General features: G+C 72.1%; 22 protein-coding genes and 2 pseudogenes. 12 read left to right on the forward strand and 12 right to left on the reverse strand.

Translation table 11 applies throughout. The annotated features are described in order from the left end of the window. Nucleotides 1-52: 52 nt before the first annotated feature. On the reverse strand, nucleotides 53-817 hold the full coding sequence (locus ACWDVB_RS33190) for an SLATT domain-containing protein (RefSeq protein ID WP_451518965.1): 765 nt from the start codon (nucleotides 815-817) through the stop codon (nucleotides 53-55). 288 nt (nucleotides 818-1105) lie between these two features. On the opposite strand from ACWDVB_RS33190, the gene ACWDVB_RS33195 reads away from it, so the two are divergent. From ACWDVB_RS33195 to ACWDVB_RS33225, 7 genes are all read left to right on the forward strand, one after another. Beyond that, entirely contained in the window at nucleotides 1106-1447 is a 342-nt protein-coding gene (locus tag ACWDVB_RS33195; RefSeq protein ID WP_451518964.1) for a YbaB/EbfC family nucleoid-associated protein, read from the forward strand. Nucleotides 1448-1534: 87 nt separating this feature from the next. Further along, the gene (gene recR, locus ACWDVB_RS33200; protein WP_125514107.1) at nucleotides 1535-2134 is read left to right on the forward strand and encodes a recombination mediator RecR; all 600 of its coding nucleotides are present in this window, start codon (nucleotides 1535-1537) and stop codon (nucleotides 2132-2134) included. Further along, complete coding sequence (locus ACWDVB_RS33205) at nucleotides 2127-2795, forward strand: DUF5063 domain-containing protein (protein WP_451518963.1); 669 nt, start codon at nucleotides 2127-2129, stop codon at nucleotides 2793-2795. Before recR ends, ACWDVB_RS33205 begins: the two co-directional genes overlap by 8 nt. A 237-nt stretch (nucleotides 2796-3032) precedes the next feature. After that, a complete protein-coding gene (locus ACWDVB_RS33210) occupies nucleotides 3033-4304 on the forward strand; it encodes an aspartate kinase (protein ID WP_451518962.1) in 1272 nt (423 codons plus the stop codon). Further along, nucleotides 4301-5359 (forward strand): aspartate-semialdehyde dehydrogenase, encoded by a 1059-nt coding sequence (locus ACWDVB_RS33215; RefSeq protein WP_451518961.1) that lies wholly within the window; start codon nucleotides 4301-4303, stop codon nucleotides 5357-5359. The genes ACWDVB_RS33210 and ACWDVB_RS33215 overlap by 4 nt, the downstream gene beginning before the upstream one ends. Before the next feature lie 362 nt (nucleotides 5360-5721). Then, entirely contained in the window at nucleotides 5722-6390 is a 669-nt protein-coding gene (locus tag ACWDVB_RS33220) for a SigE family RNA polymerase sigma factor (protein WP_451518960.1), read from the forward strand. Further along, nucleotides 6387-7586: a hypothetical protein gene (locus ACWDVB_RS33225; RefSeq protein WP_451518959.1), complete on the forward strand. Its 1200-nt coding sequence runs from the start codon at nucleotides 6387-6389 to the stop codon at nucleotides 7584-7586. The genes ACWDVB_RS33220 and ACWDVB_RS33225 overlap by 4 nt, the downstream gene beginning before the upstream one ends. On the opposite strand, the gene ACWDVB_RS33230 is transcribed toward ACWDVB_RS33225, so the two are convergent. Together ACWDVB_RS33230 and ACWDVB_RS33235 are read right to left on the reverse strand one after the other, a co-directional pair. Beyond that, complete coding sequence (locus ACWDVB_RS33230) at nucleotides 7583-8401, reverse strand: SURF1 family protein (RefSeq protein WP_451518958.1); 819 nt, start codon at nucleotides 8399-8401, stop codon at nucleotides 7583-7585. The genes ACWDVB_RS33225 and ACWDVB_RS33230 overlap by 4 nt on opposite strands. Nucleotides 8402-8520: 119 nt before the next feature. After that, entirely contained in the window at nucleotides 8521-10371 is a 1851-nt protein-coding gene (locus ACWDVB_RS33235) for a prolyl oligopeptidase family serine peptidase (RefSeq protein ID WP_451518957.1), read from the reverse strand. A gap of 108 nt (nucleotides 10372-10479) precedes the next feature. Between ACWDVB_RS33235 and ACWDVB_RS33240 the strand changes: the two are divergent. Then, a pseudogene (locus tag ACWDVB_RS33240) lies at nucleotides 10480-10778 on the forward strand (SAM-dependent methyltransferase); the annotation flags it as partial. Nucleotides 10779-10853: 75 nt separating this feature from the next. Here ACWDVB_RS33240 and ACWDVB_RS33245 read toward each other — a convergent pair. Together ACWDVB_RS33245 and ACWDVB_RS33250 are read right to left on the reverse strand one after the other, a co-directional pair. Continuing rightward, nucleotides 10854-11387 (reverse strand): GNAT family N-acetyltransferase, encoded by a 534-nt coding sequence (locus tag ACWDVB_RS33245; protein ID WP_451518956.1) that lies wholly within the window; start codon nucleotides 11385-11387, stop codon nucleotides 10854-10856. Nucleotides 11388-12000: 613 nt separating this feature from the next. Next, nucleotides 12001-12721 (reverse strand): annotated as a pseudogene (locus ACWDVB_RS33250) (histidine kinase dimerization/phospho-acceptor domain-containing protein); the annotation flags it as partial. A gap of 264 nt (nucleotides 12722-12985) precedes the next feature. Here ACWDVB_RS33250 and ACWDVB_RS33255 point away from each other — a divergent pair. From ACWDVB_RS33255 to ACWDVB_RS33265, 3 genes are all read left to right on the forward strand, one after another. Further along, nucleotides 12986-13465, forward strand: a complete 480-nt coding sequence (locus ACWDVB_RS33255) for a cupin domain-containing protein (protein WP_451518955.1) — start codon at nucleotides 12986-12988, stop codon at nucleotides 13463-13465. A 274-nt stretch (nucleotides 13466-13739) separates the two neighbouring features. Next, complete coding sequence (locus ACWDVB_RS33260) at nucleotides 13740-13967, forward strand: chaplin (RefSeq protein ID WP_451518969.1); 228 nt, start codon at nucleotides 13740-13742, stop codon at nucleotides 13965-13967. A 120-nt stretch (nucleotides 13968-14087) separates the two neighbouring features. Next, a complete protein-coding gene (locus ACWDVB_RS33265) occupies nucleotides 14088-14936 on the forward strand; it encodes a chaplin (protein WP_451518954.1) in 849 nt (282 codons plus the stop codon). Between the two features lie 479 nt (nucleotides 14937-15415). Here the strand turns inward: ACWDVB_RS33265 and ACWDVB_RS33270 are convergent, their stop codons facing one another. Beyond that, nucleotides 15416-16882: a carboxylate--amine ligase gene (locus ACWDVB_RS33270; protein WP_451518953.1), complete on the reverse strand. Its 1467-nt coding sequence runs from the start codon at nucleotides 16880-16882 to the stop codon at nucleotides 15416-15418. A gap of 101 nt (nucleotides 16883-16983) precedes the next feature. On the opposite strand from ACWDVB_RS33270, the gene ACWDVB_RS33275 reads away from it, so the two are divergent. Continuing rightward, a complete protein-coding gene (locus tag ACWDVB_RS33275) occupies nucleotides 16984-18309 on the forward strand; it encodes a glycoside hydrolase family 26 protein (protein ID WP_451518952.1) in 1326 nt (441 codons plus the stop codon). Between the two features lie 40 nt (nucleotides 18310-18349). Here ACWDVB_RS33275 and ACWDVB_RS33280 read toward each other — a convergent pair whose 3' ends face one another. Genes ACWDVB_RS33280 through ACWDVB_RS33305 form a run of 6 tightly spaced genes read right to left on the reverse strand, consistent with a single transcriptional unit; the run spans nucleotide 18350 to nucleotide 25216 of the window. Further along, nucleotides 18350-19483 carry a GNAT family N-acetyltransferase gene (locus ACWDVB_RS33280; RefSeq protein WP_451518951.1) on the reverse strand — a complete coding sequence of 378 codons (1134 nt, stop codon included), beginning with the start codon at nucleotides 19481-19483 and terminating at the stop codon, nucleotides 18350-18352. Next, nucleotides 19480-20250 carry a lipopolysaccharide biosynthesis protein gene (locus tag ACWDVB_RS33285; RefSeq protein ID WP_451518950.1) on the reverse strand — a complete coding sequence of 257 codons (771 nt, stop codon included), beginning with the start codon at nucleotides 20248-20250 and terminating at the stop codon, nucleotides 19480-19482. The genes ACWDVB_RS33280 and ACWDVB_RS33285 overlap by 4 nt, the downstream gene beginning before the upstream one ends. Then, entirely contained in the window at nucleotides 20247-21392 is a 1146-nt protein-coding gene (locus ACWDVB_RS33290) for a glycosyltransferase (RefSeq protein WP_451518949.1), read from the reverse strand. The genes ACWDVB_RS33285 and ACWDVB_RS33290 overlap by 4 nt, the downstream gene beginning before the upstream one ends. Next, nucleotides 21389-22198: a polysaccharide deacetylase family protein gene (locus ACWDVB_RS33295; RefSeq protein ID WP_451518948.1), complete on the reverse strand. Its 810-nt coding sequence runs from the start codon at nucleotides 22196-22198 to the stop codon at nucleotides 21389-21391. Before ACWDVB_RS33295 ends, ACWDVB_RS33290 begins: the two co-directional genes overlap by 4 nt. Next, the gene (gene murJ, locus ACWDVB_RS33300) at nucleotides 22188-23849 is read right to left on the reverse strand and encodes a murein biosynthesis integral membrane protein MurJ (RefSeq protein WP_451518947.1); all 1662 of its coding nucleotides are present in this window, start codon (nucleotides 23847-23849) and stop codon (nucleotides 22188-22190) included. The genes ACWDVB_RS33295 and murJ overlap by 11 nt, the downstream gene beginning before the upstream one ends. Continuing rightward, the gene (locus tag ACWDVB_RS33305) at nucleotides 23846-25216 is read right to left on the reverse strand and encodes an O-antigen ligase family protein (RefSeq protein ID WP_451518946.1); all 1371 of its coding nucleotides are present in this window, start codon (nucleotides 25214-25216) and stop codon (nucleotides 23846-23848) included. The genes murJ and ACWDVB_RS33305 overlap by 4 nt, the downstream gene beginning before the upstream one ends. Nucleotides 25217-25218 lie beyond the last annotated feature (2 nt).

The raw sequence follows: 25218 nt of genomic DNA on the forward strand, positions 1-25218 counted from the left end.
AAGGCTTCGGTGCTCTGGCTCGGCTCCGGTGCCCTGGCTCGGCTCCGGAGTCCTATCTCGGCTCCGGCGGCCGCTGCCGAGGCATGTTCGGCCGCGCCCCGGGCGGCAGCGGAGTCCGCCCGGGCGGAGCCGGAGCCTCCCGGGCGTGCCCGGTCACCATCGCCTGCATGACCAGCGGCACGGGCCCCGCCCGGAACTCCACCATCCAGTCCGACGTCTCCGCCCGCACCAGCTCCGTCACGTCCTCGGAGAACCTCCGCAGCACGCCGAGGCACCGCTCCGCCGCCTCCCCCGCGGTCCCCTCCGTGGGCCCGAGCACCTCCCGCACGCTCTCCGACGCCCAGTCGAACTGGAGCGCCTGCAGCCGCCGCTGCACGGCCTGCGCGGTCGCCACGTCCCGCATCCACCCGGACGTGAGCCCGAAGAACCGGTCGCACCCGACGCACGCCACCCCGGCGAGCAGCGAAACGAAGCCCCACGAGGCCACGGACTCCATGGCCCCGGCCAGATCGAGCAGCGGCAGCGCCCCCGCGCCCACGGCGCCCAGCGCGGCGCCCGCCCGCAGCAGCCGCGCCCCGCGCCGCTTCCAGCCGCGGTCGGTGAGATACCACTTGGCGGTGGTCAGCGCGCCCTGCTCCACCCACCGGTACAGCTCGTCGAGCCGCTCGGCGGGCTCACCCCAGTCACCGAGCGGGAAGACCCGCCCGGTCAGATCCCCCAGCCGCTGCCCGCCCGCACCGGCGGCCGCACCGGCACCCGCCCCCGCACCCTGCCCTTCGGGGGGCACCCCCTCGGGCTGCATCTCCGGCTGGCTCACCCGGCACTCCTCTACGAGATCCCTGACTGTTCCCGCTGTTCCCGCTGTTTGTGCTGTTCCTGCGGCGGCGCAACGTTCCGTGCCGATGCGGTGGCACAAGTCCTACCGCCCAATGGGTGGGCCCGAGCCCGGGTTCGCGGCTTTTCCGCCCGGAAGAGGTGCTTGATCAGGTATGGGAAGACGGTCTACCTCACTCGAAAGAGTGCTGGGGCGTCGACACCCCTGACCACGTAGGCTCGTTTCAGGCGGAAACCCCGCCACGTGGACCCTTAGGAAAGAGAGCTGATCGTGATCCCCGGTGGTGGCCAGCCCAATATGCAGCAGCTGCTCCAGCAGGCCCAGAAGATGCAGCAGGACCTCGCGACCGCGCAGGAGGAGCTCGCGCGCACGGAGGTCGACGGCCAGGCGGGCGGCGGTCTCGTCAAGGCGACGGTCACCGGCTCCGGCGAGCTGCGCGGCCTGGTGATCGACCCGAAGGCCGTCGACCCGGAGGACACCGAGACGCTGGCGGACCTCGTGGTCGCGGCGGTCCAGGCGGCCAACGAGAACGCGCAGGCGCTCCAGCAGCAGAAGCTCGGCCCGCTGGCCCAGGGCCTGGGCGGCGGAGGCATCCCGGGCCTTCCCTTCTAAGAAACCCCCCGGCCAACTACCGTACGTAGAGGGTCGGCAACCTTCTCAGGACCTCAGGGCCCCAGGATCTTCAGGAAAGGCGTTCCGTTGTACGAAGGCGTGGTTCAGGACCTCATCGACGAGTTGGGCAGGCTGCCCGGCGTCGGTCCCAAGAGCGCGCAGCGGATCGCCTTCCACATCCTCCAGACGGAGCCCACCGACGTGCGCCGCCTCGCGCACGCGCTCCTGGAGGTGAAGGACAAGGTCCGCTTCTGCGCCACCTGTGGGAACGTCGCGCAGGAGGAGCTCTGCAACATCTGCCGCGACCCGCGCCGCGACCTCTCGGTCATCTGCGTCGTCGAGGAGCCGAAGGACGTCGTGGCGATCGAGCGGACCCGCGAGTTCCGCGGGAAGTACCACGTCCTGGGCGGGGCGATCAGCCCGATCGAGGGCGTGGGCCCGGACGACCTGCGGATACGGGAACTCCTGGCGAGGCTCGCCGACGGCACGGTCACGGAACTGATCCTGGCGACCGACCCGAACCTGGAGGGCGAGGCCACGGCGACGTACCTCGCCCGCATGATCAAGCCCATGGGCCTGAAGGTCACCCGCCTGGCCAGCGGACTCCCTGTCGGGGGAGATCTGGAATACGCGGACGAGGTCACCCTGGGCCGCGCTTTCGAGGGGAGACGACTCCTAGATGTCTGACGCCACGCTGAACACCGCGATCGACAACCCGGACGACTTCGCGGTGCAGATCTCCGATCAGGTGGAGAGCTTCATCGTCTCGGTCAGGGAGGTCGCCAAGGGCGACGAGCCCGACTCGGCGGTCCCCTTCCTCCTCCTGGAGGTCTCCCAGCTCCTGCTGGCCGGCGGCCGTCTCGGCGCGCACGAGGACATCGTCCCCGAGGAGCGGTACGAACCGGACCTCGGCCCCGAGCAGGACGTGGACGACCTCCGCGAGCGCCTCGCGCTGCTCCTGGAGCCCATCGACGTCTACTCCGAGGTCTTCGACCCGTACGAGCCCCGTAAGGCCCCGGTGGCCGCCCGTATCTCGGACGACCTCGCGGACGTCGTCGCGGACCTCTCCCACGGCCTGGCGCACTACCGCGCGGGGCGCACGGTGGAGGCCCTGTGGTGGTGGCAGTTCTCGTACTTCTCGAACTGGGGCTCCACCGCGTCGGCCGCCCTGCGCGCCCTTCAGTCCCTGGTGGCCCACGTACGCCTGAACCAGCCCCTGGAAGACCTCGACGGCCTGGACACGGACGAGGACCTGGCGGAGGACGCGCTCGCCGAGGAGGCGGGCAGGGTGATGGCGGAGGAGATCGCGGGACCGCTGGGTCTGCACACGGTGAAGCCGTTGCAGTAGTACGGCGGTGCGGTTTCGCCAGCGCGGCTGTGACCCGCCCCACTTTCCGGAGTGCAGCGCTCCACAGCGGGCATGTGCCAAGCCGAGCGGCCGGAACGTACGACCCGACAAGCGGGGACGTATGCCCGTGGTGATCACTCAGTGAGCGGGACATCTCACGATGTGATATCAGCGAGGCGAATTTCGGTCGCTCGTTAAACTGAGCCGACCGCACAACGGATTGAGCGAGGAGCGCACGTGGGCCTTGTCGTGCAGAAGTACGGAGGCTCCTCCGTAGCCGATGCCGAGGGCATCAAGCGGGTCGCCAAGAGAATCGTCGACGCCAAGAAGAACGGCCATCAGGTCGTTGTCGTGGTGTCGGCGATGGGCGACACGACGGATGAGTTGATCGATCTTGCCGGGCAGGTGTCGCCGATCCCCGCCGGGCGGGAATTCGACATGCTGCTGACCGCTGGTGAGCGGATCTCCATGGCGCTGCTCGCCATGGCGATCAAAAACCTGGGGCACGAGGCCCAGTCGTTCACCGGCAGCCAGGCCGGCGTCATCACCGACTCCGTCCACAACAAGGCGCGGATCATCGATGTCACCCCCGGCCGGATCAGGACCTCGATCGACGAGGGCAACATCGCCATCGTCGCCGGGTTCCAGGGCGTCAGCCAGGAGGGCAAGAACATCACCACGCTGGGCCGCGGCGGGTCGGACACGACCGCCGTCGCCCTCGCCGCCGCGCTCGACGCCGAGGTGTGCGAGATCTACACGGACGTGGACGGTGTCTTCACCGCCGACCCGCGTGTGGTGAAGAAGGCGCGGAAGATCGACTGGATCTCGTTCGAGGACATGCTGGAGCTCGCCAGCTCCGGGTCCAAGGTGCTCCTCCACCGCTGTGTGGAGTACGCACGCCGTTACAACATCCCGATCCACGTGCGCTCGTCCTTCAGTGGGCTCCAGGGCACGTGGGTCAGCAACGAATCGCAAGGGGACCGCAAGGTGGAGCAGGCCATCATCTCCGGTGTCGCGCACGACACCTCCGAGGCCAAGGTCACGGTCGTCGGCGTGCCGGACAAGCCGGGCGAGGCCGCCTCGATCTTCCGCGCCATCGCGGACGCCGAGGTCAACATCGACATGGTCGTGCAGAACGTGTCGGCCGCCTCGACGGGCCTGACCGACATCTCCTTCACCCTTCCCAAGGACGAGGGCCGCAAGGCCATCGACGCCCTGGAGAAGACGCGCTCGGCCATCGGCTTCGACTCCCTGCGCTACGACGACCAGATCGCGAAGATCTCCCTCGTCGGCGCCGGCATGAAGACCAACCCCGGTGTCACGGCGACCTTCTTCGAGGCGCTCAGCGACGCGGGCGTCAACATCGAGCTGATCTCGACCTCCGAGATCCGCATCTCGGTCGTCACGCGCGCCGATGACGTGAACGAGGCCGTGCGCGCCGTGCACACCGCCTTCGGCCTGGACTCCGACACGGACGAGGCCGTGGTCTATGGAGGCACCGGCCGATGAGCCGAAAGCCGACGCTCGCGGTCGTCGGAGCGACCGGGGCCGTCGGCACGGTCATGCTCCAGATCCTGTCGCAGCACGCCGACATCTGGGGCGAGATCCGACTCGTCGCCTCACCGCGCTCGGCCGGCCGCAAGCTGGCCGTGCGCGGTGCGCAGGTCGAGGTCCTGGCCCTGTCCGAGGAGGTCTTCGACGGGGTCGACGTCGCCCTGTTCGACGTGCCCGACGAGGTGGCCGCGCAGTGGGCGCCGCTCGCCGCGTCCAAGGGCGTCGTCGTGGTCGACAACTCCGCGGCCTTCCGGATGGACCCGGACGTGCCGCTCGTCGTGCCCGAGGTCAATCCGCACGCCGCGCGCGTGCGGCCGCGCGGCATCGTCGCCAACCCCAACTGCACGACGCTCTCCATGATCGTGGCGGTCGGCGCGCTGCACGCCGAGTTCGGGCTGCGCGAGCTGATCGTCTCCTCGTACCAGGCCGTGAGCGGCGCGGGACGGGACGGCGTGGAGACGCTGCGGCGCCAGCTGAAGCTCGTGGCGGGCTCCGATCTCGGCACCAGCCCCGGGGACGTACGCCGGGCCGTCGGCGACGACACGGGGCCCTTCCCGGAGCCCGTGGCGCTGAACGTCGTGCCGTGGGCCGGGACGCTGCGGGACGACGGCTGGTCGTCGGAGGAGATGAAGGTCCGGGACGAGTCTCGGAAGATCCTCGGACTGCCGGGGCTGCGCGTCGCCGCCACGTGTGTACGCGTGCCTGTCATCACGACGCACTCCCTGACCGTCCACGCCCGCTTCGAGGACGAGGTCACGGTCGACCGCGCACGCGAGATCCTCGCCACCGCGCCCGGCGTCGTGCTGTTCGACAATCCGGCCGCGGGGGAGTTCCCCACCCCCGCCGACGTGGTCGGGACCGATCCGACCTGGGTGGGCCGGGTGCGGCGCGCGCTGGACGACCCGACCGCGCTGGAGCTCTTCGTGTGCGGGGACAACCTGCGCAAGGGCGCCGCGCTGAACACCGCGCAGATCGCCGAGCTGGTGGCCAAGGAGTTCACCGCCGGCTGATTCACTCCGGGCCCGACCGATCGGTATGCCGTCACGAACCGATCGGTATGCCGCCCCAGCGCGGAGTTCCCCGTGGGATCTGTGTAAGTTCTGTGTCCAACTCGGTGGCCCAGGGCGCTTTTAACTGGATCATCTGCGCGTTCGAAGATTCGCGTCCGATCCTGCAACCGGCGACGGGGCGGGGGGCGTCTTTAGCGGTCGCCCTCTGGGTGGCCTGAGCGCCGCAAAAAACGGGGCATAGGGGAAGAGCTGGTACGCATGGGGGCATTTGATGCATCGTCACGAGCGGTGCCCGCGCGACTCGCCGCAAACGCGATGCCGGACGCGTACAACCCTGACGGGGGGAAGCGTGTCCAACAGGCGTGGCAGAGGTACTCGACTTCACAGCAGTACAGGCGAGAGGCGCGGCAGCGCTGCGTCCCCCTCGTCGTACCCGCGCGGCCGGTGGCATGCCGGTGATCGCGCCCATGCCCGCGGCGCGGCCCGCCCGCATCCCGTCGCAGCGTGAAGGCGCTGACGACACCATGACCATCACCGCGGGCACCACAGTCGACCATCTCACCGAGACCTACCGCGCCCACTACCGGTCGCTGCTCGGCCTCGCCGCGCTGCTCCTGGACGACACGGCGTCCTGCGAGGACGTCGTGCAGGAGGCCTTCATCCGGGTCCACTCCGCGCGCAAGCGGGTGCGGGACCCCGAGAAGACGCTCGCCTATCTGCGCCAGACCGTGGTGAACCTCTCGCGGTCCGCCCTTCGGCGCCGCATCCTCGGCCTGAAGCTGCTCTCCAAGCCGATGCCGGACATGGCGAGCGCGGAAGAGGGCGCGTACGACCTGCTGGAGCGCGACGAGCTGATCAAGGCGATGCGCGGCCTCCAGCGGCGCCAGCGCGAGGTCCTCGTGCTGCGCTACTTCGCCGACATGACCGAGGCGCAGGTCGCCGAGACCCTGGGCATATCACTCGGCTCGGTGAAGGCGTACGGCTCGCGCGGCATCGCGGCCCTGAGGGTCGCCATGGGGGCGCCGGCATGAGTGAGCGCAAGCGTGACGAGCAGGGCGGATTTGAGCGGCATGGCGGGAACGGAAACGTGAATCACGACCCCGAAGACGGACCGGATCGTGATCGTGCCGAGGGAATCGGTGCGGAGGGGGCCGGCGCCGAGGGGGTCGATGCCGAGGGGGTCGGCGCCGACGGCCCTGGTTCCGGCAGTCCTGACTTCGACTTCGACGGGATCGGTGCGGACGGTCCGGATTCCGGCGAGCTCGCGCTGCGGCGGATGATGCGGCAGGCCGTTCAGGAGATCGAGCCGAGCGAGCGCTCCCTCGAACACCTGCGGCAGGCAGTGCCCGCCCGCAGGGCCCGCAAGCGGCAGGCCGTCGTCGGACTCGCCGCCGCCGCGCTCTTCATCGGCACCGCCGTCCCCGCCCTGGTGCACGTCACCAACTCCGGTGGCGGCTCGGACGACCGGCCCTCGATCGCGGGCAACAGCCAGGAGTCGCAGGGCGGCTCCAGCCAGGGCAAGGGTCCCGACGAGCGCCAGAAGGACTCCGACAAGAAGCCCGGCAAGTCCAAACAGAAGGACAAGAAGGACAAGAAGGGCAAGAGGGGCGGCAAGGGGAAGGGTGGCACGGGCGGCGGCGGTACGGGATCACCCGACCCCGGCGCCTCCGAAGCCGCCACCTCGCCCGTCTGCTCCGCCGCCCAGCTCGGCGCCACCGGCAGCGCGGGCGCGGCGGACGCGGACAACAAGGTGTACGGCAGCTTCCGCGTCACCAATATCTCCGCCAGCAGCTGCACGGTCGAGGCCGCGGGCGCGGTCGGCGTGACGGCGCAGGGCGCGGCCGACCCCGTGAAGGTCACCGTGGTGGACCACACGGCGGGCGACGCCGCGGGTGCCCTGCCCGACCCCTCGCTGGAGGCGAGCCCGCTCGTCCTGCAGCCCGGCGCGGCCTACGAGGTGCGGTTCGCCTGGGTGCCGTCGGAAGCGTGTCCGACGGACGGCGGCGAGCCCACGCCGGACCCCACGCCCACCGACGGCGGCGGCACCACGGAGGGCGGAACGCCCGACGGCACGGAGACCCAGCTGGGGCGGGCGGACGGCGGAGTGGCCGACGGCAGCGTCATGGTGTCCCTGACCGCGGAGGCGGGCGCGCCCTCGGCAGCGGCGACGGTCACCAACGCGTGCGCGGGGACGGTCTACCGCACGGGGATCCTGCCGGCGTCTTAGGCCCCGGTCCCGACTCCGGCTTCGGGTTCGGCTTCGGGCAGCAGGCCGAGGCGGGCGTCGCGGGCGAACTCCGCCTCGCGGCGGAAGAGGCGGAACCACATGAAGACCACGAAGCCCGCGAAGACGAACCACTCGCCGGTGTAGCCGAGGTTCTGGAACGCCTTCAGATCGAGACCGGTGTTGCTCGGCGCGGTCGCCGGGACCGCCTTCATCCCGGAGTCGCCCTTGTCGAGGGTGACCCAGGCGTCGTACACGTCGTCGCGTACGAGATTGACCAGCGAGGCGGAGCTGATCGCGCCCAGCTGGCCCCGGGGGAGGCCGCCGACGGCGCTGACCCCGTTGGAGCCGGGGCTCTCGGAGGCCTGCAGGGCGCCCGTGACCGTGACCTCGCCCGTGGGAGCGGCCGGGGCCTTCGCGGCGCTCGCGTCACCGGGGAGCCAGCCGCGGACCACGGGCAGTGACCTGCCGGTGTCGGTGCGCAGCAGAGTCAGTACGTAGAAGCCGCGCTTCTCGTCCAACTCCCTGTCCGGTACGAGGAGTTGCTTGCCGTACCGGCCGGTGGCCGTGGTCCGCTCGCCCGAGGTCTCCTGGTCGACGGGCAGCAGCGAAGCGAGGGGCTTGGCCTTGCCCTGGCGACCGTGCGCGCCCTGCTTCTCGGCCTGCTCCCTGGCCTGTTCCTTGGCGGACTCGTGGTCCTGTACGCGGTCCTCGAAGCGGCTGAGCTGCCAGGAGCCCATGAAGATGCAGAAAGGGATGGCCAGCGCGACGAAGACGTTGATCCCCCACCATCGGGGCGTCAGCAGAAACCGGTACACACCTCCACGGTACGGGGCCCCTGCGGGGGGCTGAGCCGTGGGGTACCCCGCGCCCCCGCCGCTCCGCGACGGTCTGGGCCGCTCCAGAAGCCGCCCGCGGGGCCCCGCCAGGGCACCGCTCAAGCCCCGCCCCCGGCGCCCGGGAGATGCCGGGCTGCGAAGTCCAGCTCCAGGGCCACCTGCTTGATGCGCTCGTCCACGACGAGTGACCCATGGCCCGCGTCATAGCGGTAGACCTCGTGCGTCGCGCCCCGCGCGGCCAGCCGGTCCACGTAGTTGTCGACCTGGCGGATCGGGCAGCGCGGGTCGTTGACGCCCGCCGAGATGTAGACGGGGGCCTTGACCTGGTCGACGTACGTGAGGGGGGACGACGCGGTGAAGCGGTCCGGGACCTCCTCCGGCGTGCCGCCCAGCAGCGTGCGGTCCAACGCCTTGAGGGCTTCCATCTCGTCGTGGTACGCCGTCACGTAGTCCGCGACGGGCACCGCCGCCAGGCCCACCGCCCAGGCGTCCGGCTGCGTGCCGAGGCCGAGGAGGGTGAGGTAGCCGCCCCAGGAGCCGCCCGCGAGGACCAGCCGGGCGGGGTCGGCGAGGCCCGATGTGACCGCCCATTCACGGACCGCCGCGATGTCCTCCAGTTCGATGAGGCCCACGCGGTGCTTGAGGGCGTCCGTCCACTCGCGGCCGTACCCGGTGGAGCCCCGGTAGTTGACCCGCACCACCGCGTACCCGTGGTCGACCCAGGCCGCCGGGCCCGCCGCGAAGGAGTCGCTGTCGTGCCAGGCGGGCCCGCCGTGCACTTCGAAGACGGTGGGAAGCGGCCCCGAGGCGCCCGCGGGCTTCTGCACGAGGGCGTGGATGCGGCCGCCAGGCCCGTCCACCCACACGTCCTGGACCGGGACGGACTTCGGCGCCTTCATGCCGGGCGGGTCCAGGACCACGCCGCCCGAGGTCGAACGCACCACCGGCGGCTCGGCCGCCGAAGACCACATGAACTCCACGGTGCCGTCGGGGCGGGCCGTGGCCCCCGACACCGAGCCCGCGGGCGTCTCGATGCGGACGAGCTCCCGCGAGGCGAGGTCGTAGCGGAACAGCTCACCCCGCGCCTCGAAGCCGTGCGCGATCAGCAGCGCGGAGCCGTCCGGATACCACTCGGCGCTCACGTCACCCGGCAGGCCGAGCGCGAGGTCACTCTCCTCGCCGGAGGCGACGTCCCACACCATCGGCTCCCAGCGGCCGCGCCGCTGGTGGGCGACGAGCAGACGCGTGTCCCCGTCGATCGGCGCGAAGCCGAGGACCTCTAGCCCCAGCTCGACCGTGCCACCCTTGGTGTCGTCCAGCTCGGCGACCGTCGAGCCGTCGGGCCTGATGACGCGGAGCGCGGAGTGCATCGCGTCGCCCTGCTCCGTGTGCTCGACGGCGATCAGCGTGCCGTCGTGGGAGAGGTCGCCGACGCCCGCGGACTCCCGGTGGCGGTACACCTCCACCGGGTCGGAGCCCTCGGGACGTACGACATGGATCGTCGAACCGTCCTCGTCCGTGGAGCGGCCGACGACCACCGTCCCGCCGTCCCTGCCGAGCGCGAGCCCCGCCGGGTAGGAACCCTCCAGGCCCGGCACCGCGGGCTCGTCTTCGCCCCCGGCGAAAGGCTGGCGCATCCATACGCCGAACTCGTCGCCGTCCTTGTCGTTGAACCACCAGATCCACTCGCCGTCGGGCGACAGCACGCCGTCCGTCGTGCCGTTCGGCCGGTCGGTGACCTGGCGCTGGGTGCCCGTCGTCCTGTCCCATGCGTACAGCTCGTACGTCCCCGTCGCGTTCGACACGAACAGGGAGCGCTGCGGCGCGTCCTCCGCCCAGTCCGGCAGCGACACCCGTGGTGCCCTGAACCGCTTCTCCCAGTCCGGCATCTCCGGCATCTCCGGCATGGACTTCGACCCCGTGGCCTTCTCGGCACCCGTCTCGCTCATGCCCCCCATAGTGCCCGCAGTCGCCGACAATCCGCTGGCGAGGGTCCCCACCCTGTGGATAACTTGCCGCGCGGACAGTCACTGCTGCGCCTCCAGTGTCCCGTCGGCTACGACGCGCCGCAGGCGGTGCCCGACACCGCGTACGGCATCGTCTACACCGGAGTGGGCGCGCTCTGCCGGCTGCCCGGCATCCAGCGCCGGGCCGAGACCGCCGCCTCGCTCGTGGCGCCCGGCGGCTTTCTCTACGTCGCCGAGTTCCATCCGCTCACCGACCGTCCACAACCGTTCCGTCGAGTGGCAGCACCCCATCGGCGAGGCGCGCTGGAGGTCGCGACGGCGCCTACCGCTTCCCCGTGGACCGCCCCCGCGTCCCGCTCATGTACTCCCTGAAGGCGACCAAGGTCTGACGGCTGTCCGCGGAAACGCGGAAACGCGGAAACGCGGAGACATGGAAACGCGGAGACGTGGAGACGTGGAAACGCTCAGGGCAGTGGTGAAGGCGGGCGCAGCCATCCCTCCCGGCCGGGGTCGAACTCGCCGAGCTTCGCCCAGTCCCAGGCCCGCAGCACGTCCCGCCCCTGATCGTCGTCCCGTTTGATGACGGCGACGACGACATCGGCGATGTGCCGGGTGAGGAGCAGCGCCCGCAGGCGGGTGGCGACGCCCGTCCTGCGGTGGGCGGGCGCCACCATCAGCTCGCTCAGCAGGAACACCCGCCCCGAAACGGTCTGCTCCTCGATGCCGGCCGGCAGGATGCCGCGGAACCCCTCCCACCACTCACCGGTGGGCGCGGCGCGGTAGCCGTAGAGGCAGCCGACCAGGCCCCCCGAGTCGGCGACGACCATGTCGAAGTCGGGCTGCTGGACGTCGTGTTCGAAGCGCCGCAGAAAACCCTGCCGGTCGCGGTACTCGTCGCCGGCCATGCCCTGATAGGCCTCTACGTAGAGGTTGGCGACGGATTCCCGCTGCTGCTCCGCCTGCCAACGGCTCAGCCGCCGCAAGAACACCTCTGCCATGCACGCCTCCCACCCCGCCCCCACTGAGGACGACTCCCCCTGCATTCCGGACTCCGCATCGTGACAGTACGGAACCCCCAGCGGAACGGGGCGTCAAGGATCAGCGCGCGGGATAGGCGTTGCCCGTCCCGTCACAGCGCAGATCCCACGTCCCCTTGCCCTTGCTCTCGTCCGGGCTTTCACCGTCGAGGTCAGGTTCGTGCACGCCAGCTGGCTCACCGTGGTGTGGTCCAACTGCGCGATGACTACGGGCAGGTGGAGGTCGACGGTGCCCCGCGCGGGCAGCGCGGTCACAGGGTCGCGCAGCTCCTCCGGGACCGGACTGGCGAGCCCCCGTTCCCGCTCCGCGTCGGTCGGCCCCGCGAGGAGCAGGTCGACGGCCTACTGCGCTCCGACGGGGGTGTCGGACCTGCGGGACACGAACTGCATGCCCCATGCGCCGAGGAAGTCCAGTCTGGCGTCGTACGCGCGCGTGCCGGGCCGCACCGCGCCGGTCGGCCGCCGCGCCCGCCGGGACGGGGCCGGTGGCGGACACCCCGCAGCCGCTGACCGCGAACACCAGGGCGAGCAGGGCGGACAGGGAGAGCAGCAGCCTCTTCACGCGTCCTTCGTGATGCAGGCGTACGTTCTCCATGGCGATCGCGAGCCCGAGGCCGCTGCCCTCGGAGCGGGTGCGGGCCGCGGTCGGCGACCTCGACGACGAGGACGAGGGTGTTCCCGTCGTCGTACGCCCGTACGAGGACCGGTTAGCCGCCGTGCCGCAGCGCGTTGCCGACGAGGTTGGTGACGATCACGTCGAAGCGGCGCGGATCGAGGGACGCCCGCAGCCCGTCAGGGAGTTCGGTGGCGACACGGTCCTGCCAGCCGCGCAGCTGGAGCGTCTTGCGGACGGCCTCCGCGACGTCGATGCCGTCGAGATGGAGGGCGGCGGCGCCCGCGTCGAGGCGGGAGATCTCCATCAGGTCCTCGACCATGCGGGCGAGTTTGCGCGTCTCGCCGCTGATGAGGCGCATCGCGTCGGCCGTCTCCGGGGGCAGCTGTCCGGAGTCCGCGTCCTCGTCCAGGAGTTCGGTGACGGCGGTCATCGCGGCCAGCGGCGTACGCAGCTCGTGGGAGACGTCGGCGGCGAAGCGGCGGGCGTTCGCCTCCATGCGGCGCAGTTCGGCGTCGTCCTTCTCCAGGGCGCCCGCCATGGTGGTGAACGTACGGCTCAGACCGGCGAGTTCGTGGTGCCCGGAGACATCGAGGCGGGTGTCGAGGGCGCCGGAGGAGAGCCGTTCGGCGGCCGTACGCAGGTGGCGCACCGGTCGCAGGACGCGTCGGGCGGCGAAGAGCCCGGACTCGCCGCTGTCGGCGGCCTCGATCTCGTGCCCGTGCCGCCGCAGCGCCAGGGTCACGCCCTTCTGCACGGCCGGGCCGTCCTCGATGAGCAGTAGGCGAGTCACGTACGCGGGGCTACGTCTGCTTTGTGATGAATCGATGACCCTCGGCCCAAAGATCATTGCCCCGCCCGCTCCTGCCCGGCAGACTTCCTCGCGTCGCACACCACGAGACCGTGACACCACGAGACCGCGACACCACGACCGAAGGAGCCGACCATGTCGTACCCCGAGCCCCGCTATCTCGGCGACAAGGGCGAAGTGAGCGCCGTCTTCCGCTCGGCGGACCAGCCGCCCGAGCTCTCCCGTCCCGGCGGCAACCACACCCACTACCTCGCCACGCACGCCGACACCGGCGGCGAGTTCGGCCTCTACAAAGTCGACATGGGCCCCAAGGCCCCGGGCCCCACCACCCACTTCCACAAGGGCATCTCCGAGTCCTTCTTCGTCCTGTCCGGCCACGTCGACCTGTACGACGGCGACCGCTGGACGAAGGCGGGCGCCGGTGACTTCCTCTACGTACCGGTCGGCGGACTGCACGCCTTCAAGAACGACTCCGACGAGCCCGCGTCCATGCTGCTGCTCTTCTCGCCCGGGGCGCCGCGGGAGGAGTACTTCGAGAAGGTCGCCGAGATGGCGCAGAAGGGCGGCGAGGAGTTCGACGAGTTCCGGATACGCCACGACAGCTTCTTTGTCTGAGCAGTGGTCTGAGTAGCGGTCCGGGTCGCGGTCCGGGGCGCGCGAATCCGTAAAGCGGAAGATATTCCGCCGTGACGGCTCCGTTTCGTTGTCGACAACTCCCTTCCTGCTCGCATTCGAGTGAACTTCCCCGCGAGCTCGGTGCTTTGGTTTCCTCCTCTCCCGTCACTCGTTAAGCAGGGCTCAGGTCACGGTGCGGGAACAGGAACTCCCCGCTCGGCCGCGGCCGCGGCCGTCGTTCAGGCGTGGCACGAAGAAGGGAAAAGCTGTGAAGCTGAAGAAGAGCGCGACCCTCGTCACCGGTGCTGTCATGGTCCTGGGCATGGGCTCTCCGGCATTCGCGGACGCAGGGGCGAAAGGCTCGTCCGTCGGCTCCGAGGGCGTCGTTTCCGGCAACGTCGTCCAGGTTCCCGTCCACATTCCGGTCAACGCCTGCGGCAACACCGTGAACGTCGTCGCTCTCCTGAACCCGGCGGCCGGCAACAAGTGCGTCAATGCCTGAGGTAGGACCCGGCTGTTACGGCGTCTTCGCCGGCTCGGCAGCTCTCCCGGCTGTGGGGCCGGTTCCCATCGCATCGCACAGAGAAAGACCAGTAGATTGCGACAGGTCCTAAGCAAAGGAATGCTCTCCGCCGCGGCCGCCACGAGCATCCTGTCCCTGTCCAGTGTCTCCGCGTTCGCCAGTTCCGAGGCGAATGGGCAGACCCAGGACGCGTCCGGCATCCTGTCGGGCAACACCGTGCAAGCGCCGGTGGAAGTACCGGTCAACGTCTGCGGCAACTCGGTGAACGCCGTCGGAGCCGCCAACCCGGTGGCCGACAACAGCTGCGGCAACTCTTCCGCACCCGCCGAGCACCACCCCGGCCCCTCGCATCGGCCGTCGGGTCCGGCGGCGACGGCGCGGGCCGAACACCGCACCACCGGTACCACCCGCACCAGCGGTGCCAGTGCGCACGGTGAAGCGGTCCACTCGTCGGGGGCGCTGTCCGGCAACAACGTGATGGCCCCCGTCAAGGTCCCGGTCAACGTCTGCGGCAACCACGTGGGCGTCGTGTCGATCGCTTCGGGCGCCATGGGCGGCGACTGCGTCAATGGGGACCAGCGGTACGCCGATACCCCGCCGGACCACGCCACCAAGCCGGGCCCGGGCCCCGGGCCCCGGCCGCGGCCCCGGACCGAGCCCGACCCCCATGCCACCCCCGAGGAGTCCAAGGAGTCCAAGGAGTCCAAGACGTCCAAGGATTCCAAGGCGTCCGAGGCGTTCAGGGCATCCGAGTCGCCCGAGCCACCGAAGCACGAGCCGCAGACGACCCGGTCCGACCGCCCGATCGGCGCGGCCGCTCCCGGGGCCGAGTTGGCAGCCACGGGTGTGGACGCGGCGCTGCTGGGAGTGGCGGCCGGGAGCGCCGGGCTGCTGCTGGGCGGCGCGATCCTCTACCGCCGGAGGTTCGCCACGTCGGCCCGTCGCTAGGCCGGCCCATCGCTAGGCCGGCCTGTCACCAGGTCGGCCGGACGCCGACGACACATCCCCGCGCGCATCATCAGTTGAGCCCCGCTGCCTGCCAGGCAGCGGGGCTCAAATGGCAGACGCCGGCAGGGAAGTCTGGACGCGAGCGCTTCCCTGCCGACGCGCGAGGTGGGGCGGCCGGCCCGTTGGGGGTGTCGCTCGCCCACGGCATGGATGCCGACGGCTGGAAGGGAGGCGACCCGGCCTGTCCCGTGCAGCACACCCAGTGCACCACCTGACGGCTCGTACGGAACGTGGCCTTCACCCGTTCGCCCGCCGCGTCACTCAGAAGAGCGGCCGGGGACTGGTGGCCCGGCTTCGGTGGACCATCGCATACACGGAAGCCGGGCCCGGTGCCGTCTCCGCGTCACCTGAGGCGAGCGTAGGGGCCGCGGGCCGCGGGCGGGCGTGCCACGCCTCGCGGGGGCCGCGGTTCCACCCGATCAGCGCGGTCGTACGTCGGTGACGGCTCGCTCCCTGGACGCCTGTCCGGGGACGACGGCGGGGGTGCGCTCCTGCGGCCGGCTGCTGAAGCCGAAGGGGAAGGCCATCAGGACCTTCCGTGCGCGCCGTCTGAGGGTGAAGGCCATCACGACCTTTCGCGTCCGCCGTCTGAGGGTGAAGGCCATCAGGGCCCGCCGTGCCCGCCGTCCGAGGGTGAAGGCCATCAGGGCCCTCCGCGCCCGGTGGGCCATGCCGTCCCACAGCCGCCGCGTCACACGGCGGAGCCACAGGCGGCGCAGGGCCGCCCCGGGGCCGGGGTCGTCGCCCGCGTGCCAGGCGAGCTCGACGGGCGGTGAGGGATCGCGCCGACCGGGCCGGGGCAGCAGGCGCAGCGCGGTCAGCGGGGCGTAGTTCTCCACGACGAAGGTGCGCCCCTCAAGGGGGTGCGGGGCGGGGACGGGCCGGTACGTGAGGTCCAGGTGCAGCGCGCGCACCACGTCCGTGCCCGCGCCGTCGGCGAAGAGGCGGAACTGGGCCCCGGGGCGCGGGTTGAAGTCGATGAGGTGGAACTCCCCGGTCACGGCGTCCCTGCGGAAGTCCAGGTCGAAGATCCCCCGGTAGCCGAGGGACGCGATCAACCGCTCGGTCACGGACCACAGCTCGGGGTTCGCGGTCCATTCGCCGCTCACCGTCAGGCCTGCCGAGCGCGGCCAGGAGCGGTGCTTGACGCCCGTACCACCACCGCGTACGACACCGTCCTGGCCGGCGCAGCCGTGGGCGAACCAGTCCGCGTCCCGGGCGCCCGGCACGAAGGTCTGTAGCAGCAGCCGGCTGCCGGCCTCGGTACGGCGCTCGAAGAGGGCCGCAGCCTCGTGCGGGGAGCCGATCAGGGTGGTGCTGCGCAGCCCCGCGTCGTGCGGGAGCAGCCAGGGGCGGCTCCACTTCGCCACGACGGGGACGCCGAGCCGGGCCACGGCGCTGACGGCGTCGGCGGCGGATTCCGGCGCCAGCGTCACCGGGTGCGCCACGCCCGCCCGCGCGCAGACCTGCGCAAGGGCGGCCTTGTCCGCGACGCGCTCGGCCGTGCCGTCCGTGGAGCGGGGCAGCAGGAAACGGTCGCGCAGCCGCGTGTGCAGGGCGCTGACCGCGAGGGCGCCGGCGTCGTCCAGGGGGATCAGCACGGCGGGCGCCGCGAGGTGGCGCGTGACGCGGTGCAGCACGGCGGCCACCTCGTCGAGCGGCGCCCCCGGGGCGGGCGGCGGGTACAGCCGGTGCAGATGCCGGGAGTGCCGTACGGGGCTGCCGTGGTCGTCCGCCACCAGATGGACCTGCACTCCCGCGCGCCCCAGGGAGCGCACGGCGCCCAGCGTCCCGTGGTGGAAGGGATTGCGGTCGATCCTCAAAAGAACCGCGGGAATTCGTGTGTCCAGAGGAGGCAAGGTCGCCCTCACTGCTCGATCGTCCATATGGGCGATGTGACGGATCGCGGGATTAGAAACTCGATTGGCGCAATAGAAATAAATATGACGAAGTGTCAGTGGGCGGCGGCGGAGGAAGAGGAGCGGTTATGGATTCGGGTGCATGGCGTCGGCGGCACGGAAAACGTCTTTCCTTCCTCGGTTTCGGTGTGGGGGTCGTCTCGGCGGTGGCTCTCGCCTCGGCGCCGGGGTATGCGACGGGCATCGTGCGCGACGGTGAACCGCCTGGGGGCACTCCGCAGGCACCTGGTGCTCCTGCGGCTTCCCCGGCCCCTGCGGCCCCTGCGGCCTCTGTGGTCCCCGTGCCTCCCGTGGCTCCGCTGGCCTCGGTCGGCCCGGTCGCGCCTGCGGGGCCGGTGGATCCGGTGGCTCCGGTGGCTCCCGCCTCGGCTTCGGAGCAGGCGCCCGCCTTTGGCGCGTATCTCGACTACGGCCCTCGCGGGGTGCGGCGCATCAGTGAGCTGAGCGAGTGGCTGGGCGGGACCGAGCTCCGGGTCGGGCACACCTACCTCCCCGGCGACCTGTGGAGCAATATCGAGGGCGCCCCCAGTTTCCTGGAGGACTGGGCGCAGTGGCGCAAGGAGAAGGCCGACAGGCTCTTCGTCCTCAACGTGCCGATGCTCGAACGGAACGAGGAGGGAGTCGATGACGGCGACGTCGCCGGCATGCTGCGGCGGGGCGCCGCCGGTGGCTTCGACCGGCACTTCCGCGTGCTCGCCGAACGCCTGGTCGACCTGGGCGTGCCCGACACGGTGGTCGTGCTGGGCTGGGAGATGAACGGCACGACCTACACCCATCGCTGTGGCCCGGACCCGGAGTCCTGGAAGAGGTACTGGAGCAGGATCGTCACCACGATGCGTTCGGTGGCCGGACAGAAGTTTCAGTTCGACTTCACGCCCAGCAGAGGGCGCGACGCCATCCCCTGGACGCGGTGCTATCCAGGTGACGATGTCGTCGACATCATCGGCATGGACTCGTACGACCAGCCGCGCGGAATGTCATTCGACGAGCAGGTCGCGGAGCCGTACGGGCTCCAGAAGCACGTCGATTTCGCGGCGGCGCACAAGAAACCCATTTCTTATCCCGAATGGGGTCTGTTCCGCAACGGCGACAACGAAGAGTACATGCGCGGCATGCTGAAATGGATGGCCGAGAAGAAGCCGCTGTACCACACGGTCACCGACTACTGCCCGCACGGCGTCTGGCAGTGCAAGGAGAATCCCGAGTCGTCCAAGGTCTACCGCGATCTGCTCTCCGGGCGCGGCGGCGACACCCCGGCCGTGCCGACCGAACCGGTGAAGCCGCCCCAACCGGTGGACCCGCCCGACTGCACGCCGCTGCACCTCGGCGACTGGATCGAGAGCTGGCTCGGCGAGGAGCCGTGCCTGCCGTTCGACTGGTGGCAGGACGAGTGACGCCCTGAGCCCACCCCGTGCGCCGCGGTGGCGCGGCCCCTCACGACGGGGCCCTGCCACCGCCCGCCTCCCGCTCCCGCAGCCGGGCCTTCGCCCACCGCCGGGCCGACGCGTCCCAGACCGCCGCGGACAGCAGGGGAGCCGTGCGCCCGCGCGCCAGCAGGAAGCGCTGGTTGGTGACCGGCTCGGGGCGCCAGTGGTGCTTGTACGGCTCGTTGCCGCGCAGCAGGCTCAGCGCGCGCCGCTGTTCGCCGCCCGTGTGGCGGGTGCACGCGTCCAGGAGCATCGTGGCCACGTCCACCTTGCGCTCCCGCAGCCGGGGATGGGCGCCGTACAGATAGCCGCCGGCCAGCGTGCCCGACAGGAGGGTCAGGTCGGCGGCCAGCACCTCCCCGTCGAGGCGGAACTCGGTCACCACCGCCTCGCCGGCCGCGACCATCGGCCGCATCGAGCGCAGCAGGTGTTCGCGGAAGCGAGGCCGCAGATGCTCGGAGGTCACCTTGCGGCCGCTCCACTGCAATTGGTGCAGGTGCAGCAGGGTCCGCAGCGAGGCCTCCACCTCGTCGGCGGGCACGATGCGGCTCTCCACCCCCAGCTTCGACAGCTTGCGCATCTTGGCCCTGGTGCGCTGGGCCCGCGGCGTCGGCAGGCGCTGGAGCAGCTCCTCCATGGGCAGTGCGGGAAGCTCCAGGCAGGGCGAGTCGGGCAGTGCCCGCTTCGGCCCGGGCCACCGTTCGTGGACATCCTCCACGCAGGCGCCCGGCCGGACCTCCCCGAAGTCGATCAGCGCGGTCGCGGCCAGCTCGGAGAGCCCGGCCACCAGGGCCTCGGTGCCGGCCGGGCGCGCGGCGCCGTCCACCAGTACGTCCGTGAAATCGGAGATCGCGCCGCCGAGCGGCTTCAGCGCCGGAAGCGGACGGTGCACCCGCATCAGCGGGGCCGCGGCGATCAGCCGGTCGCCCTCGCGGACCAGGAGCACCCGCAGCCGCCCGCGCCGCCCGTAGGACCGCCACCAGGAGGACAGCCACGCGTGGCTCTGGAAGGGCGTCGCCGACTCGCAGGACCGGTACAGCCGCCCCCACGGTTCGGCGAGCGCCTCGAACTCGTCCTCGTCCACGCACAGCCGGGTGCTCAGGTGGGTGTTCACGAGGCCCGCGCCCGTCGCCGTGCTCATGGCGCGCTCCGGACCAGGGCGGACGCGGGGCCCGGGACCGCCGCCCCGGCGGCCGCCTCCGTACGCCCCCGGGGACGTACCAGGAGGGCGAGCCCGCCGAGCAGCCCGCCGGCGCACCCGCCGACCAGGGACGTCACCCCGGCGGAGAGGGAGGACGGGGCGGAGGGCTCCAGCGCCCGCGAGAACTGGAGCAGTTTGACCTGGGTGCTGCCCTTGGAGTGGTTGGCGCTCGTGGCGAGCGAGCGGGCCACCGCGTCGGCGGTGACGGCGGCGGACGCGGGCTTCTCCGCCGACGCCGAGACCGCGATCATCGGCGCGTCGGGAGAGGTGGCCACCTTGACGCGGTCCCGCAGCTCCGTGGCCGACACGCCCGCCGCCACCTGCGCGTCGCCCAGCACGGCCAGCTGCGTCGCCACCCGGCCGTACGCCTGGGCGAACCCGAGAGCCGTGGCCGGATCGGACTTCCCCTGCGGTACGGCGACGACGTAACTCGTGGCGGTGTACTGCTCCGTCTGCACCGCGCCGTACCCGGCGCCGGTCAGAAGACCGAGGGCCGCGCAGGCGGGCAGGGGCCACCAGCGGGGCAGCGGCGTGAGGCGGGCGCGCAGGGCGGTGGCACGCCGCGCGAGGCCGACGCGCACGGTGGCGGCACACCGCGCGAGGCCGGCGCGCAGAGCGGCGGCACGCGGGCACTCGTTCGTGGAGCCAGTGGAGCCAGTGGAGCCAGTGGAGCCAGTGGAGTCCGTGGAGTCCGTGGAGTCGCTCATCGAGGTTTCACCTCCAGGGTCGAGCCGGGGACGACCGACGCGTAGACGCGCATCAGCCGATCGGCGCTGCGGGTGATGCTGTAGTGCCGCACCGCTGCCGGTGCCGAGCGGCGCGGGGGGACGGCGCCGCGCAGGCCGTGGAGGGACCGCGCGAAGGAGTCCGGATCGCTCGGGCAGTACGAGGCGTTGGCCCGCCCGCCGGCCGGGAGGTCGTCGACGGCGGGGCAGGACGTGTAGAGCACGGGAAGCCCGCACGCCAGGCCCTCCACGAGCGCGAGCCCGAAGGCCTCCTCGGGGGACGGGGAGGCGAGGGCGTCCATGGCGGACAGGAGCGAGGGCAGACCCGGGACGCCGTCGGCGCCGCCGCCCTCCTCGTGGGCGGCCTCACCGGCGAACCGCACCCGCCCGCCGAGGCCGAGCCGGTGGGCCAGCCTCCGCAGCTCCGGCTCCTCGGGACCGGTGCCGACCAGCAGAACGGCGATGTCCTCGGGGAGTCGAGCGGCCGCGTGCAGGAGTACGTCGAAACGCTTGCCGTCGGCCAGCCGGCCCACGCCGCCGACGACGAACGCCGAGTCGGGCAGCTCCAGGCGCCGCCGGGTCCGGGCGCGGGCGGCCGGGTCGTACCGGAAGCGCTCCACGTCGATGCCGTTCGGCACCACCCGGACGCGCTGCCGGGGCACCCCCCACCGGGTCAGCCGCCGCTCGACGGCGGGGGAGACGGCGACCGTCATCCGCCCAAGGCGCTCCCCGGCGAGGTACAGCGCGCGGACCCCGGCGGTCAGCGGCCTGCCCTCCATCTGCGAGTCGCCCAGGGAGTGTTCCGTGGCCACCACCGCGCGCACCCCCGCCATGCGGGCCGCGATACGCCCGTACAGGCAGGCGCGGTAGAGGTGGGTGTGGACGGCGTCGTACCGGCCCGCCTTGATGATCCGGGCCAGCCGGGGCAGCGCCGCGACATCGCGGTTGCCGGACATGCCGAGGTCGGCCACGCGCGTACCGTCGGCGACGATGCCCCGCGCCACGGTGCCCGCGTCGGTCAGCGTGACCACGTCGCAGTGGGCGGGCAAGTGGCGCAGCAGAAGGCGCAGTTGCAGCTCGGCGCCGCCCACGCCGAGACCGGTGATGATGTGCAGGACTTTCATTCGGTCACCGCCGAGCGGTCCAGGGCGCGGTGCCTGAGCCGGTTCGTCCACAGCTTGAGCCGCAGGCGCGGGGCCGTGTCGTTCTGGCCGATGTGCACCCGGGGCAGCGCGAAGGGTCCGGAGAGGGGGCCGGGGGCGATCGCGCAGGCGTAGCGGTATCCGGCCTCCCGTACGGCGGACACCACGCGCTCGTCGACACGGCCGTAGGGGTGGCAGAAGCCCTGCACGTCGACGCCGGTCAGATCGGTCAGCGCCGCCCGGCTGCCGCTGACCTCGCGGCGCAGCAGCCGGTCGTCGGCCGTGGTCAGGTCGACGTGGGTCAGCCCGTGCGAGGCGATCTCCATGCCGCACTCGGCGGCGCGGCGGATGCCGTCGGCGTCCAGGAGCGGCTTGCGGGGGCCGAGCGGGTCCCAGGCGTTGTCGCCGTCGAGTCGGCCCGGCAGGACGAACACGGTGGCGGTGCAGTCGTGGCGCCGCAGCAGCGGGACGGCCTCGTCGACGAAGTCGCGGTAGCCGTCGTCGAAGGTGAGCCCCACCAGGTTCTGCTCCTGGCCGCGCGCGCACGCGTCCAGGAGGTGCCGCATCGACACGCCGCGCAGGCCCTGGCTCCGCAGCCACCGCAGCTGTGCGTCGAGGCGGTCGGGGGACACGGTGATGCGGTACGGGTCGTCGAAGGGGTCCGCGACGGAGTGGTACATCGCGATCCAGGCGGGGACGTGGGGCGCCTTGGGCCGCAGGAAGGGCTCGTCGGCGGCGGGGAGGGAGGAAGGGGTGGAGGGGCCGGACGGGGTGAGGTCAACGGACATGACGCAGCTTTCCTGTGACGGAGCGGAGGGCGGACGGCCAGGGCTGCGCGCCCAGAAGCAGGCCGAGCAGTACGAAGGAGACGGTGACCACCGCGCAGCCCGCCAGGGCGGCGAGGGCGGGCTGCCCCACCCGCCCCGCGCACAGGGCGCCGAGCACCGTCGCGCCCCCGGCGGCGAGCGTCAGGCGGCCCAGCTGCCCGGCGACCTTCCGCGTCCTGATGGGCACGGTGCGCGGGCCCATCCCGCGCAGCAGGAGCAGCGCGGTGACGCAGATGCCGGTGGCGTTCGCGGCGGCGAGGCCGTGGACGCCCCAGGTGCCGACGCTCAGGAAACCGATCCCCGCGGTCATGACGATGCCGACGGACATCGCGAAGAACGGGATCCAGGTGGTCCTGGCGACGGAGAAGTGGGCGCGGGCGAGCGCGCCCACCAGCGTGTGGCCCAGCAGGCCCAGCGCGTACACGCGCATCACGGACGCGGTGGTGGCGCTGTCCCGGGCGGAGAAGGCGCCGCGCTGGAAGAGGAGTTCGATGAGCGCGGGCGCGGCGGCGACGACCGCGGCCGCGCCGAGCAGCACCATGCAGCCCGCGAGGACGAGGTCGCGCTCGACGCGGTCGCGGGCCCGCTCCGTCTCGCCGTCGGCCAGCGCGCGGGCGACCACGGGGAAGGTGACGGTGCACAGCATGAGGGAGAGCACCATCGGCATCTGCGCGACCTTCTGCGCGTAGTTCAGATGCGAGATGGCCCCGGCGGGCAGCGACGAGGCCAGGAACCGTTCGATGAGGACCTGCGACTGACGGCAGAGCGCGAACAGCAGGACCGTCCAGATGATCGCCGTTTGCAGCGTCCTGTCCGGCGCCGGGCCCTTGACGGCCGGAGCGACGCCCGGCCCGCGCCGCAGCCCCCGCCGCAGCTCCCGCCAGAGGGAAGGCGCCTGGACGGCCACCATGAGCGCGCCGCCCACCGCCACACCCGCCGCGGCGGCCCGCACACCCCAGGGCGCCGCCAGTACGAACAGGGCGGCGATGATCGCCGCGTTGTAGGCGACGTACACCGTGGCCGGGGCGACGAACCGCTGGTGCGCCCGCAGCGCCGCGCTGCAGTAGCCGGTGAGGCCGAAGGTGAAGGCGCAGGTGGCCGTGAGCCGCGTGCAGTCCACCGCCCGCCGCGGATCGGGCAGCCCCGGCGCGAGCAGCGCCACCACGTAGGGCGCCGCCGCCATGAGCACCAGCGCGGCGGCGGCGAACCACAGCGACATGCGCGGCAGCGACGCCCGTACGAGGTCGCGTACGGGGTCGCGTGCGGGGTCGGTGGCGTGACCGTCCGCGCGGCGCGCCAGCGCGAGGCTGAACGCCGGTACGAGGAAGAAGGCCAGGCCGTCCTCGATGAGCAGCGTCGCGGCCAGCTCGGGGAGCGTCCACGCCACCAGGAAGGCGTCGGTGTCGGTACCGGCGCCGAAGAAGTGCGCCAGCGCCTGGTCCCGTACGAGCCCGAGCAGCGAACCGGCCACCGACAGGGCGGCCGTGACCAGCGCGGCCTTGGCGAGGAAGGAGCCGCCGGTCTTCTCGGGCCGCCCTCCCGCGCGCGGGCCGGAGGGCGGCGCGGCGACAGGTGCGGTCCCCGCGGCCACCGCCGGTGGCACCGTCGTCATCGCGCGCCCGCCTCTTCCGCTTCCACGGGGCCGCGCGTGCCGACCGCCCACCACGCCGCGACGCCGAGGGCGACCGCCGTCAGCACGGTGGTGGGCCCGCCGATGTCCGCGTACACGAAGTCGGTCAGCTGCCAGATCAGCAGCCCGCAGGCGAGCAGCGCACAGTCCAGCTCGGGGCCGCCGGGACCGCCCGCACCACCGCCCTGCCGCGCACACCGGCGCTTCCACCGCAGCAGCCCGCACACCAGCAGCGCCGCCCATCCCCCGGCCAGCGTGGCGAGGCCGAGCAGCCCCTGTTCGCTGAGGACGAGCAGGTACATGTTGTGCGGGGACAGCAGCGGCTGGCGGATGAAGCCGGTGCCCGCCCCCGCGGTGTCGCTGCCGGAGGACAGGGCCAGCGAGGCGTGGGTGTCGCGGTGTTCGGGGAAGCCCTTCAGGCCCACGCCGGTCACCGGCCGCCCGCGCCACATGTCCGCCGAGGCCGCCCACATCGTGTACCGGTCGGTGACCGACTGGTCGGGGGCGTCCGTGACCTGGGTGATGCTGCTGAGCCGCTCCTGGAGCACCGCCGAGCCCACGCCGAGCCCCGCGACGAGCACCACGGCCGCCGCCGCCCCGGCCACCAGGACCTTCCCCGCGCGGCGCGCCCCCGCGAGCAGCAGCACGCCGAGGCAGGCCGCCGCCGTGGCGATCCACGCCCCGCGGCTGAACGACAGGGCGAGCGGCACGGTCAGCAGGGCCGCGCACACCGTGGCGGCCGTCCGCTGGCGCGGCGCGTGCGGGCGGAAGGCCAGCGCCAGGGCGCAGAGGAGTCCGTACGACACGACGGTGGCCATCCCCATGACGTCCGTGGAACCGAACGTCCCCACGGCGCGGATGTCCTCGCCCATGTATGAGGCCCCGGTGCCGGTCAGGTTCTGCTGTACGCCGATGGCTCCCTGCCACAGCGCCAGTGCCACGAACGTCCAGGCGACGACGCGGAAGTGGCGTACGTCCCGCACCAGGATCAGCACGGCCGTCGGCACCAGCACGAAGATCTGCAGATAGCGCGCGGCGCCCGCGACACCGGTCACCGAGGAGGACGCGCCGCACGCGGCCACGGTGATGCCGACGACGGGAAGCCCGAGGAGCACCGCGGCGGTCCTGCTCAGCGGGCGCCGCCCGGTCCGCGTCAGATGGACGACGCAGTAGCCGACGACCAGGGCGGAGACCGCGTCGGCGACCGTGCCGGTTCCGGTCCCGCCCCCGGTGCCGGACGCCTCGCCACCGGCCGGCACCGGCAGGGCGAGCAGCGCGATCAGCAGCACGACCGGCAGGACCGGACCGCAGCGTCTCAGCTCGCGCAGGGCGACGTCGCGTGGGGGCACGG

The sequence above is a fragment of the Streptomyces sp. NPDC003379 genome (assembly GCF_053589195.1).